We start from the raw sequence: 12047 nt of genomic DNA, 5'->3' as shown, positions 1-12047 counted from the left end.
CGGGCTTCGTCCCGCCTAACTTCTGCACTCTATCGGGGCCGCAGGAAACACACCGCCCGGTAGCCGGGGGGCTCGTCCGTCCACCCCGAAGTGCGGGAACCCGGACGGGAGTGGTCAGGCGTGCCGCGCGCGCACCTCTTCCGCGTGATCGGGAACATGGCGTTGAAGTTCTCGCGGCGGTCGGTCGTAGCCCTCCGCCTGCGGCCGAGCAGGGATCTCCACCGGCTCGTGCTCCACATGCTCGTAGGGAATCATCGATAACAGATGACTGATGGTGTTGAGCCTCGACGAGCGCTTGTCATCGCTCTCGATGGTCCACCAGGGGGATTCGTCAATGTCGGTGTGGGCGAACATCTCGTCTTTGGCCCGCGAGTAGGCCTCCCAGCGGGTGATGGAGAGTAGATCGGTGTCCGACAGTTTCCAGCGGCGCATCGGATCCTCCAGGCGCGAGCGGAATCGCTTCTCCTGCTCGGTATCGGACACCGAGAACCAGTATTTGACGAGCATGATTCCGTCTTCCACCAGCATCCGCTCGAAGATCGGAGTCTGGTGAAGGAAACGCTCGTGCTCCTCGGCGGTGCAATAGTCCATCACCCGCTCGACTCCTGCCCGGTTGTACCAGGAGCGATCCATCAACACGATTTCCCCGGCTGTTGGAAGTCGTTCGATGTAGCGCTGGAAGTACCACTGGCCGCGCTCCCGCTCGCTCGGGGTTGGCAGGGCGACGACCCGGGCGGTTCGCGGATTCAGATACTGGGCGATGCGCTTGATCGCGCCGCCCTTGCCGGCCGCGTCCCGACCCTCGAAGATAACCACCACTCGCGCTCCGGATACGGTGATCCACTGCTGCATCCGCACCAGTTCGACCTGAAGCCGCTCGAGTTCGAGCTCGTAGTCGCGTCTGGAGAGGCGCTTGCCCGACTTTTTCTGTTTGCCCGACATGGGGTGTTCCTCTCGCTCTCGAATAACGGCTACTTGAAGATGATCGTGCGGGCCCCGTCGCGCAGTACCCGGTTCTCGGCGAACCACTTCACCGCCTGGGTGAGGGTGCGAGACTCCTCGTCCTGTCCGATCGCCATCAGCTCGTGCGGCGTACGGGAATGATCCACCCGCACAACGTTCTGTTCGATGATCGGTCCTTCGTCGAGCTCGCTCGTCACGAAGTGAGCGGTCGCGCCGATGAGCTTGACCCCGCGCGCGTGCGCCTGCCGGTAGGGATTGGCGCCGGTGAACCCCGGCAGGAAGGAGTGATGGATGTTGATGATGCGCCCCGAAAGCCTCTCGCAGAGAGCGGGCGAGAGAATCTGCATGTACCGCGCCAGCACTACGAGCTCGATGTCGAACTGCTCGACCGCGTCGAGCACGCGGTCCTCGAATGCCAGTTTCTGGCCGTCGGATGCCACGGGGTGCGACTCGAACGGCACGCCGTAGAACTCGGCGAGCCCGCCGAGATCGCGGTGATTACTCAGAACGAGGGGCAGTTGAACAGGAAGCTGCCCAGCACGTTCGCGGAAGAGCAGGTCGTTGAGGCAATGAGCGGCCTTGGAGACCAGCACGAGCGTGCGCACCGGACGGCCAACGACATCGAGCGTCCAGGTCACGTCGTAGTGTGCGGTGACGGGTGCGATCGCCGCCTCGAAGGCGTCACGGGTCGCTGCGGATTCCACCTGCAGCCGCATGAAGAAGGTGCCGGTGTCCGCACTCGAGAACTGTTGCGATTCGGTGATGTTGCCGCCCGCGGTCACAATTGCTCCGCTGATCGCATGCACGATGCCGGGGCGGTCAGAGCAGACGAGGGTCAGCACCCAGTGGGTCGATTGCGCGGAGGTCACCTGCTTAGGCTATTGCCTCAACTGCCCCTACTCTGGAGGAGATACCGCATGAGCCGCGGTCTCCCGCGGACGGCGTTACGATCCACCACTTCCTCGAACGGACCACCGGTCTCATGACCGCGCCACGAACGACTGCACCCTTCCCCTATTTCGCCCTCGTCACCGTCGCGGTCGCTATCTTCCTCAGCGTCACCACCGAGATGCTGCCCACCGGACTGCTCCCCGAGATGAGCGCAGAGCTCCGAGTGAGCGAATCGCTCATCGGACTTACCGTTTCGGTATTCGCCTTCACCGTTGTGCTCTCGACCGCTCCACTCACGGCCCTCACCCGGCGCATCCCGCGTCATGCGCTCGTGGTCACCGTGCTGCTCGTGCTCGCCGTGAGTACCGTTGTCACCGCGAGCGCTCCCACCTACGGCGTGCTCGTTGCAGCGCGCATCGTCGGGGGGCTCGCCCATGGCGTGTTCTGGTCGGTGGTCGGGGCCTATGCCGCGTACCTCGTGCCTCGATACCAGGTCGGTCGCGCGGTCTCCATCACCCTCGGTGGCGGTTCGCTCGCCTTCGTGCTGGGTGTTCCCCTCGGAACCGCCCTCGGCCATGCCATCGGCTGGCGCGCGAGCTTCTTCGTGCTCGGGATTTTGCTCATTATCGGGGCCGGCTTCGTGTACCGGTTTCTGCCCCGTGTCGATCACCTCGCCGGCGCCGCCGTGGTGGGCACTGCAACCGGCGGCATCACGGTTCTCGACGATGAATTCCGTCAGTCGAGTGTTCCGCGGCGGGACCATTCAGCCATGGCCGTCGTCTTCGTCTGCGTGATCACCGCGATCATCATGATCGGCGAATACTGCTTTTACACCTTTGTCGCGCCGTACCTCACTCGGGCCGTCGGTCTTGGTACATCGGCGGTGAGCCCCGCCCTCTTCGCGTTCGGTATCGCCGGGGCGATCTCGCTCGTGATCGTCGCCTCCGTACTCGGCCGCCGACCGCGGCTCGGACTGATGATTTCGCTCGTTGTTCTCCTTGCCTCGGTACTCGTGCTCGGCTTCGTGCCGCGAGTGCTGCCCGTGTCGCTGCCTGCGTTCTTCCTGTGGGGGTTGGCCATCGGCATCCTCCCTCCGCTTCTCCAGACCAGGATGCTGCACGCGGCTCCCGCACGCATCCGCGATACCGCAAGCGCGTTTTACACCACCGCGTTCAACGTCGGCATCGGCGGTGGTGCGCTGCTCGGTGCGGTGTTGCTTGGAACGCTCGGACTCGGATCGCTACCCTTCGTCTTCGCGGGCATCCTGGTGCTGTCGATCGTGCTCGTGCTCATCTCGGATGACCTGCTTCGGCAGCGTCCACCGCGCCGCGTTCTCGACCATTAGGCAGACCGGGAGAGGGCTCAAGGAGCGGTCGTGGGATCCGAGAGCCCGAGGCGTGGGTAGAGCACGCGGTAACCCTCCTGCAAGCCGCCGATGAGGGCACCGATCACATGGCCACCGTCGGGGACTTCGAAGTACGTCGTCTTCCAGCCCGATAAGTGGGCCGCGGCCTCCACCGTCTTCGCCTGCGCCATGTATTTGGCATCGTTAGAACCAACGGTGAAGATGCCGACGGTGTTGGAGTAGTGGTGGGCCGCAAGCACGGTCAGGGGCCGGGAGGCCAGGTAGGCGGATGTATTGCCGGCGAAAGCTTGCGCCAGGGTCTGTATCGGCCGGTCCGATCCCGGGTACTCCTCGCCGGAGATGTCGAGCACGTTGCCCCAGATCTTGGGATGCTTGGCCCCGAGTGAGACTGCGCACTGCCCGCCGTTCGAGAAACCGGCAATCGTCCAGTGGGCGGCATCGGGCAGCACGTGCAGGTTCGCTCGAGCCCACGCCACCACATCGCCCACGAGGAAGGTCTCGGACTTGCCATACAGGGCAGTGTCGAGGCACAGGGGATCTGTCGTGGGATCACCGAGCTGGTCGGGCACCAGTACGATCGGCGCCAGCCCGTTGTGGCGGGCCGCGAAGGCGTCGAGGACCAATTTCTGGGAGGTCGGGTCGGGGTTGCCCGGCTGCCCCATGAGCATGATGACGAGGGGTAAGGCCGGGGGGTTTTTCACCAGCGCTGCGGGCGGCAGATAGATGGCGGCGGGGCGGGAGTGGAAACCGGAGAGGGTGTTCGGGATGATCAGGGTGCCGGTAGTCCCTTTGGCGCGCTGGTCTTTCGGTGCCACCCAAGTGGACCACAGCGCTTCTCCGGCAAGGGGAGTGCGACTCGCATCCGGCTTCGGCAGTGAAATGGGCTTCTCGATGGAAATGCCCGCCAGGTCCGCGACTGTGCGATCGAGGCCGAAGTCGGCGTTGATCGCGACGGTACCGGTGACGGCGAACAGCACGATAGCGACCGAAGCGATCACCCTCCGTACCCAGTTCGACCTCCAAAGATTGACGACGGCGAAGCAGATCGCAGCGAACGTCAGGATGACCCAGATCGAGGTGGTTGTGCTGAGATCGACACCGAAGGCATTTGTCGCACTCACGATCCAGAGCGTGACGAGGGCCGCCACCGATGCCGCAAGCAGCGCGGCGACTCCGGCGATGATCCCGTGTCGCGTCGGCCGACGCACGACGAGGTAGATCAACGCACCGAGCGCCAGAGTGTAGACAACGCCGACGGAGGGCCCGTCGATGATGTTCATTCGCAGGAATGCATCCATGGGTGTCCTTCGATTCGGGTCTGGTGACGCATAACTTTAGCGCCCGCAGCGTCCGAGCACGCCGTGGATTAATCCGCATTTTCCACTGCACCGATGGTTCATTCTGCCGGTCAGCCGAGCAGGCTAAGATTAAGTGGTCGCGACTGACGTTGAGATGGGCATCCATCGGGGAACGACCGACATCGATTCGGCCGTTCGCCTGGGCCGAACCGGATACCTTAGATTCATCCGGATATGTCCCCAAGGAGCAACGCCAGTGCCTTCACCCACCTTCACTTCCCTCCATAGCTTCACTTCACCCCTCAGTGAAGTCGACCCCGAGATCGCCCATGTTCTCGAGCAGGAGCTCGATCGCCAGCGCGGCACGCTCGAGATGATCGCGAGCGAGAACTTCGTTCCGCGCGCCGTGCTGGAGGCCCAGGGCTCGGTTCTCACCAACAAGTACGCCGAGGGATACCCCGGTCGCCGCTACTACGGCGGCTGCGAGTTCGTGGATGTCGCGGAGACCCTCGCCATCTCCCGGGCCAAGAGCCTCTTCGGCGCGGCCTACGCCAATGTGCAGCCGCACTCCGGGGCATCCGCCAGCGCGGCCGTGCTCGCGGCGATCGCGACCCCTGGCGATCGTATCCTCGGACTCGAACTTTCGCACGGTGGCCACCTCACCCACGGCATGAAGCTCAACTTCTCCGGCAAGCTCTACGAGGCCCACGCCTACGGCGTCGACCCGAAGACCTACCTCGTCGACATGGACGTCGTGCGCCAGAAGGCTCTCGAGATCCGTCCGAAGGTGCTCATCGCCGGCTGGAGCGCCTACCCGCGCCAGCTCGACTTCGCCGCCTTCCGTGCAATCGCCGACGAGGTGGGAGCCACCCTCTGGGTGGATATGGCGCACTTCGCCGGCCTCGTTGCCGCTGGCCTGCACCCGAATCCCGTGCAGCACGCGCATGTCACCTCCTCCACGGTGCACAAGACCATCGGCGGACCACGCTCTGGCTTCATCCTCAACAACGACCTCGAGCTGCAGAAGAAGATCAACTCGAACGTTTTCCCTGGCCAGCAGGGCGGACCGCTCATGCACGTGATCGCGGCGAAGGCGACGGCATTCAAGCTCGCGGCCGAACCCGAATTCAAGGACCGCCAAGAGCGCACTATCCGCGGCGCCCAAATCCTCGCCGAACGTCTCACCGCGCCGGACGCGACTGCCGCGGGCATCGATGTGCTCACCGGCGGTACTGACGTGCACCTCGTGCTCGTTGACCTGCGCAACGCCACCATCCACGGCCAGGAGGCCGAGGACATCCTGCACTCGGTTGGCATCACCGTGAACCGCAACGCTGTACCGTTCGATCCGCGCCCGCCGATGACACCGTCTGGCGTGCGCATCGGAACGCCGGCTCTCGCGACGCGCGGATTCGGCGACGAGGAGTTCACCGAGGTCGCCGACATCATCGCCGCAGCACTCAAGCCGTCCCTCGATGTAGCGGCCCTCCGCGCCCGCGTGCTGAAGCTGACCGACGGCTACCCGCTGTACCCGGGGCTCGTCTCGCCCGGAACCTGGTCCTGACCCCTCGATAGCACGCGAAGGGTCAGCTTTGTACCGTCCCGGTCACATCGGGCGCGCGAGGGTGATCCTTAGGACGAGCAAGACTGTGCGGATTTCGTGAAAGGACTGAACTCATGACCGCAGTACGCATGGACGGCGTCACCACCGCAACGGCAGTCAAGAACGAGTTGGTCGGACGCATCGACGCACTCAAGGCCCGCGGCATCCATCCCGGACTCGGCACGCTGCTCGTGGGCAGCGATCCGGGATCACTCTCCTATGTCGCAGGCAAACACCGCGACAGTGTCGAGCTCGGCATCGAGTCGATCCGGGTCGACCTTCCGGCGGATGCGACGGAGGATGAGGTGCGCTCCGCCATCCGAGACCTCAATGAGAACCCGGCCGTGACCGGCTACATCATCCAGTTGCCGCTGCCGGCTGGCATCGACGAGAACGCGATGCTCGAGCTCATGGACCCGGCAAAGGACGCCGACGGGCTGCACCCGACCAACCTTGGCCGACTCGTGCTCGGCGTCAGTGGTGTGCTCGATTCGCCCCTGCCGTGCACTCCGGCCGGGCTCGTCGAGATGCTGCGACGCTATGACGTACCGATAGCTGGCAAGCACGTGGTCGTGATCGGTCGTGGCCTCACCGTCGGCCGCCCGCTCGGACTCCTACTCACCAATAAGGGGGTGGATGCCACAGTCACCCTCACCCATTCGCGCACCGTCGATCTCGCCGGGGAGGTACGTCGCGCCGACATCGTGATCGCCGCCGTCGGCGTGCCCGGTCTGGTGAAGGCCGACTGGGTGAAGCCCGGTGCCGCGGTGCTCGATGTGGGGATCACCCGGGTGATCAGTCCCGACACAGGAAAGGCGAAACTCCTCGGCGACATCGATCCCGGAGTCGCCGAGGTCGCGGCGTTTCTTTCGCCGGTGCCCGGTGGGGTGGGCCCGATGACCCGCGCCATGCTCATGTACAACGTCGTTGCCGCGGCGGAGCGGTTGTGAGCGGCCCCGGTCACGCCAATCCGGCTCGTGTGCCGCCTCCGGCCCGTATGCCGCCTCCGGCCCGCATGCCGGAGAAATTCGCCGCACCGGATCTCGCAGCGCTCGCCGCGCTGGTGCGTGATGCGCGCGTCGGGCATTTCGCCTTCGTGGAAGACGGCCAGCCGCGGGTGCTTCCGATCGCGATTGTGACGGATGGCGCGCACATCCTGCTGCACGGGTCCACCGGTTCCCACTGGCTTCGACTGCTCGCCACAGGTGTGCCCGTCGCCCTCTCGGTGACCGCGATCGACGCTCTCGTGATCGCCCGATCCGCCTTCGAGTCCTCGATGAACTACCGCAGCGCGGTGCTCTTCGGCAGCTGCGCGACTGTTCTTGACCAGGTCGCAGCCCTCGATCTCGTGACCGAGGGACTCATCCCCGGCCGCGTCGTCGAATTACGCTCTCACTCGGCGAAAGAGCTCGCGGCGACGCTCGTGCTGCGGATGACCGTTGACGAGTGGACGCTGAAGGTATCCGACGGGTGGCCGGAAGACGGCCCGGCGGATGTTGCTGGCTCGGCCTGGGCGGGTATCCTGCCGCTCCGCACCGGATACGCCGAGGCCATCGCGGCCCCGGACCTAGCCGGCGGCATTTCGAAGCCCGAGTCCGTGCTCGCGATGCTGGACGGGTAACTCCCCGTCCCGGGCCGCCGTCCCGGGCCCCGTGCCGCCGTGGCGGGGGATATGCCCGCTCGTGGAGCTGAAAAGTTCTCGCGGCGGGAGTTACGCCTCCCTCCGCGAGGCGACAGTCCCTCCGCGAGCCACCAAACTCCCATCTCCTCCGCGAGCCACCCGACGCTCATCCCCTCCGCGAGCCACCCGACGCTCATCCCGTCCGCGAGGTAACAGTCCCTCCGCAAGGCGATAGCCCCTCCGCGAGGCGACAGCTCCCTCCGCGAGGCGTTAGCGGCACCCGCATACTGCGACTGGCGTTACCGCCCGGCGGTGAGCGACTACTCGCCGACGTACCCGATTGTGCAGGCGTAGCCGGTCGCGGATTGGGCAGGATCCCAACCGGGCACATCGGCGACTACCGTCTTCGCGTTATCCGTGAGCGTCACCTTGCAGGCCTCGATCGTGGATTTCGATTCCGCCGGCACACTGAAGCCGTAGAGGGCATACTTCCAGCTGCTGAGGGCCGGGCCCGGATTACCGCTCTCGAAGTCGGCGATCGCGTGAGCGCTGCCCGATGTCGACCAGGTGAAGCCACTCGAACACGGTTGCGCGGCTACTGTCGCGGCAATCCCCTTGCCGATCACGGACTGGCCGTAGTAGACATTGCCAAGCGTGACATTGATCGGGGAGACGAACTGCTTGCCGGGCGTGCTCGAGGTCAGGTCCATCGCGAGCAGGATGCTTCCGTTGGCGGCCAGCGTGTCGGCGGTGATCGGGGTCGTGCCGACTCCGGTGCCGCAGGTGCTCACGAACTCCTTGATGAGGGATTTGGCCGAGCTATCGCTGTAGGGCAGTGGCTTATGGGCGGTGAGCCCGATCGCGATGGTGTTGCCGGTCTTGTCCCGCACATTCGCCGTGATCGTGAAGAGCACGTCCTTTGGCGTCGACGCCGCGCTCGAGCTGGCCGAGGGACTCGGCGTCGCCGTCGGTCGCAGGGTCGGATCGGCGTTGGTCGTCGGCCCGCTGCATGCTGCCAGCAGCGCCACCAAGAATGCACCGGTGACCGCACCGAACATCGTCTTGGCTCTCACTGGTGGCTCCTGAGTGCTCGGGGGATCAGTTTTCGCGCGAGGCTCCCTGCGCGGCCGTCACCACGAAGGTATCAGGCTGGCCAAAACCATGTTCCGCGAATGCGCCGTCGATCGCAACCTGGAGGCGGGAAAGTTCATCCGAGCGGATGAGGGCGATCGCCGCTCCGCCGAAGCCGCCTCCGGTCATCCTGGCTCCGATCGCGCCATTCGACTGTGCCGTTTCCACGGCGAGGTCTAGCTCGCGCACCGAGATTTCGAAGTCATCGCGCATCGAGCGGTGTGAGGCGTCGAGCAGATCCCCGATACCCACCGGCCCGAGGTTGCGGAGCACGTCGACGGTGTCGAGCACGCGCTGGTTCTCGGTGACAACGTGACGCACCCGACGGAAGGTCACGTCGTCGAGGATCTCGCGCGCGCGCGGAAGAGCGTCGACCGTCACGTCGCGCAGTGTCTCGACTCCGAGCATCCGCGCTCCAAGTTCGCAGGATGCTCGGCGCTCCGCATAGCCGCCGGTGGAGTGGTCGTGGCTCACGCCGGTATTAATGATCAGCACCACCAGGCCCGCGGCTTCGAGACCGAGGTCGACGATCTCCGACTCCAGGCTGCGGCAATCGAGAAAAACGGCGCAGTCCTTTTGGCCGAGCAGCGATGCGGACTGGTCCATGATGCCGGTGGGGGCACCGACGACCACGTTTTCCGCCCGCTGGCCGACCTGAGCGAGGACGGGGCGGGAGAGAGTGAGTCGCCAGACGTCATTGAGGGCGATCGCCACCGCGCTCTCGATGGCAGCAGACGAGGAGAGCCCCGCTCCGACCGGTACGTCGGACTCGATGAAGATGTCGACGCCGGGAACGGTGGCGAGCTCCGCCCCGTGTTCGCTGAGGGCCCAGGCGATCCCGAGCGGGTAGGCACTCCAGCCGTGCAGCGCCTCGGGGGCGAGTTCGGCGAGGGGGATTTCCACGACCTCGTCGGCGAAGGAGCTTGCGACTCGGATCACGCGGTCCTCGCGCAGTCCGAGCGCGACGAATGTGCGGCGGTTGATGGCGAAGGGTAGCACGAAGCCGAGGTTGTAGTCGGTGTGCTCGCCGATGAGATTCACTCGTCCGGGTGCTGACCACTGTCCCGCAGGCTCGTAACCGTAGAGCGCGAGGAACTTCGCCTGCACGTCGTCGCGAATGTCGATTTCGGTCACTGGGGGTCCTTTACTCGAGTGAGGGCATCCCGAATGAAGCCGGCCGTCTGTTCGGGGGTGACGTCGCCGATCCAGGCACCCATGGCGGCTTCCGATCCGGCAAGATACTTCAGTTTGCTCTCTGCCCGGCGGGGCGAGGTGACTTGCAACATCAAGCGGATGTCGTCACGACCGGTCGTGACCGGTGCTTGGTGCCACGCCGCGATGTAGGGAGTCGGAGTGTCGTAGAGCTCGTCGATGCCGCGCAGCAGCCGCAGGTAGAGCCCGGCGAGCTCATCGCGCTCCTCGGTCGAGGTGGCCGCGAAGTCGGGCAGGTGCCGGTGTGGCAGCAGGTGAATCTCGATGGGCCAGCGGGCGGCGAATGGCACGAACGCTGTCCAGTGCTCGCCGCGCAGAACGACCCGCTCAGACGCAGACTCGAACTTGAGGATCGACGCAAATAGTCCCGGTCCGAAGCGGGCGATCGAGTCGAGCAGCCGGGTCGTGCGCGGCGTGATGTACGGGTAAGCGTAGATCTGGCCGTGCGGATGCCGCAGGGTGACGCCGATGGCCTCCCCGCGGTTTTCGAATGGAAAGACCTGTTGCACGCCTGGGAGGGCCGACAAGGCCTCCGTACGGTCGGCCCAGGCTTCGATCACCGTGCGGGCACGCGAGCGGCTCACGCTGCCGAAAGCCCCCTCGTGTTCGGGACTGAACGAAACCACCTCGCAGCGCCCGATCGAGGGCAGGCTGCGGCCGAGACCGATGCTCGTGAGCTCGGCGCTGCTGAAAGCGGCCGCGATCTCCGGGCCGAAGCTCGGGGAGCGATTCTCAAAGACAGCGACGTCATAGTCATCCGGAATCTCCGAGGGGTTCGTAGAACTCGCCGGTGCGAGTGGATCCTGGTCTGTCGGTGGCAGGACTACGCGATTCTGGCGGGCCGCGGCAATGGAGATCCACTCGCCGGTGAGCGGATCCTGGCGCATACGGGCGCTGTCTGGCCGCGGATCGAGGTGACGGGCATCCGGAGCACGATTTGGCGAGAGTGTCGTGTCGGCATCGTCGAAATAGATGAGCTCGCGACCATCAGCCAGCCGGTATTCGCGTTTGATGATCGATGGCATAGCGACTCTCTGCAGGCGAACCGGGGTGGCATGTCGAAGACACGGGTTTCGAAACCAAATAAACGATACCTGCCATTGACAAGAAAACACAAGTAATCGAAGATGAGCCCATGCCTGATCCGAGATCCAGCCCGCCTGCAGCGGCCCGTCGGGAGCGGATACTGTCGATCATCGAGGAGCGTGGGTTCGCGAAGGTGGCGCAACTGAGTCAGCTCTTCGATATTTCGGAGGTCACCGTGCGCTCCGATCTCGATGCCCTCGCCGAGGCTCACGCGGTTCACCGCGTGCATGGCGGGGCAGTGGCAGGCAGCGGCGCAGTCATCGTCGGCCGGCACGGCAGCCTTGAGCGTGCCTTCGAGCACTCCATGCTCGCGGGTCAACAGGAGAAGGCGCGCATCGGGCGCGAAGCCGCGTCCCTCGTGCAGTCTCACCAGGCCATCGTGCTGGACGTGGGCACCACGACCACCGCAATCGCGTCGGCTCTCCTCGACCGCGACGACCTTCAGGGTGTTGTCGTCATCACTAACGCGCTGAATATCGCGCTGCTGCTCGAACCCGTGATCCCACGATTCACCGTGGTCGTCACCGGGGGTACCGTGCGCCCGCTGCAGCATTCACTCGTCGACCCGCTCGCCGGTGTGGTGTTCGACCGCATCCGAGCCGACCTTGCCTTCATCGGCTGCAGCGGGGTGCATGCCGTCTCGGGCGTCACCAACGTCAACCTGCCGGAGGCGGACCTGAAGCGACGGATGCTCGAGGCATCCGCCCGCTGTATCGTGGTGGCCGACAGCTCCAAGCTCGGGATCACGCAGCTGAGTCGCGTTGCGCCGATCGACGAGATAGACACCCTCATCACCGGGGTAGAGGCGGACGCGAGCGAGCTCGGGCTGCTCGCGGCCACGGGTCTCCGCATCGTTCTGGCTCGCTAGGCTGGCCG

The 12047-nt window shown here is 65.2% G+C and carries 11 protein-coding genes and 1 riboswitch; of the genes, 5 read left to right on the top strand and 6 right to left on the bottom strand.

From position 1 onward, the window contains the following. Positions 1-114 precede the first annotated feature (114 nt). Together ppk2 and purU are read right to left on the bottom strand one after the other, a co-directional pair. Positions 115-942, bottom strand: coding sequence for a polyphosphate kinase 2 (gene ppk2 / locus RCH11_RS07085; protein WP_327056296.1), 828 nt, complete (start codon positions 940-942; stop codon positions 115-117). A gap of 29 nt (positions 943-971) precedes the next feature. After that, entirely contained in the window at positions 972-1832 is an 861-nt protein-coding gene (gene purU, locus RCH11_RS07080; protein ID WP_327056295.1) for a formyltetrahydrofolate deformylase, read from the bottom strand. A 113-nt stretch (positions 1833-1945) separates the two neighbouring features. On the opposite strand from purU, the gene RCH11_RS07075 reads away from it, so the two are divergent. Next, on the top strand, positions 1946-3199 hold the full coding sequence (locus tag RCH11_RS07075) for an MFS transporter (protein WP_327056294.1): 1254 nt from the start codon (positions 1946-1948) through the stop codon (positions 3197-3199). Positions 3200-3216: 17 nt separating this feature from the next. Here the strand turns inward: RCH11_RS07075 and RCH11_RS07070 are convergent, their stop codons facing one another. Beyond that, positions 3217-4518, bottom strand: a complete 1302-nt coding sequence (locus RCH11_RS07070) for an alpha/beta hydrolase (protein ID WP_327056293.1) — start codon at positions 4516-4518, stop codon at positions 3217-3219. 129 nt (positions 4519-4647) lie between these two features. Continuing rightward, positions 4648-4730: riboswitch (ZMP/ZTP riboswitch) on the top strand. A 44-nt stretch (positions 4731-4774) separates the two neighbouring features. Here RCH11_RS07070 and glyA point away from each other — a divergent pair. From glyA to RCH11_RS07055, 3 genes are all read left to right on the top strand, one after another. After that, entirely contained in the window at positions 4775-6082 is a 1308-nt protein-coding gene (glyA, locus tag RCH11_RS07065) for a serine hydroxymethyltransferase (protein ID WP_327056292.1), read from the top strand. A gap of 113 nt (positions 6083-6195) precedes the next feature. Next, a complete protein-coding gene (locus RCH11_RS07060) occupies positions 6196-7071 on the top strand; it encodes a bifunctional methylenetetrahydrofolate dehydrogenase/methenyltetrahydrofolate cyclohydrolase (RefSeq protein ID WP_327056291.1) in 876 nt (291 codons plus the stop codon). A gap of 65 nt (positions 7072-7136) precedes the next feature. Next, complete coding sequence (locus tag RCH11_RS07055) at positions 7137-7742, top strand: pyridoxamine 5'-phosphate oxidase family protein (RefSeq protein WP_327056290.1); 606 nt, start codon at positions 7137-7139, stop codon at positions 7740-7742. Between the two features lie 320 nt (positions 7743-8062). Here the strand turns inward: RCH11_RS07055 and RCH11_RS07050 are convergent, their stop codons facing one another. The 3 genes from RCH11_RS07050 to galT are packed head-to-tail and all read right to left on the bottom strand — an operon-like array spanning position 8063 to position 11110. Then, complete coding sequence (locus RCH11_RS07050; protein WP_327056289.1) at positions 8063-8815, bottom strand: hypothetical protein; 753 nt, start codon at positions 8813-8815, stop codon at positions 8063-8065. A 25-nt stretch (positions 8816-8840) separates the two neighbouring features. Beyond that, a complete protein-coding gene (gene galK / locus RCH11_RS07045) occupies positions 8841-9998 on the bottom strand; it encodes a galactokinase (protein WP_327056540.1) in 1158 nt (385 codons plus the stop codon). Positions 9999-10003: 5 nt separating this feature from the next. Beyond that, positions 10004-11110, bottom strand: a complete 1107-nt coding sequence (gene galT, locus RCH11_RS07040) for a galactose-1-phosphate uridylyltransferase (protein ID WP_327056288.1) — start codon at positions 11108-11110, stop codon at positions 10004-10006. 110 nt (positions 11111-11220) lie between these two features. On the opposite strand from galT, the gene RCH11_RS07035 reads away from it, so the two are divergent. Next, positions 11221-12039 (top strand): DeoR/GlpR family DNA-binding transcription regulator, encoded by an 819-nt coding sequence (locus RCH11_RS07035; RefSeq protein WP_327056287.1) that lies wholly within the window; start codon positions 11221-11223, stop codon positions 12037-12039. Positions 12040-12047: the final 8 nt, after the last annotated feature.

This window comes from Glaciihabitans sp. GrIS 2.15, from assembly GCF_035984695.1.
Lineage (GTDB): Bacteria > Actinomycetota > Actinomycetes > Actinomycetales > Microbacteriaceae > Lacisediminihabitans.
The sequence above is the reverse complement of the archived record's forward strand: the minus strand, read 5'-3'. Positions and strand labels throughout refer to the sequence as shown.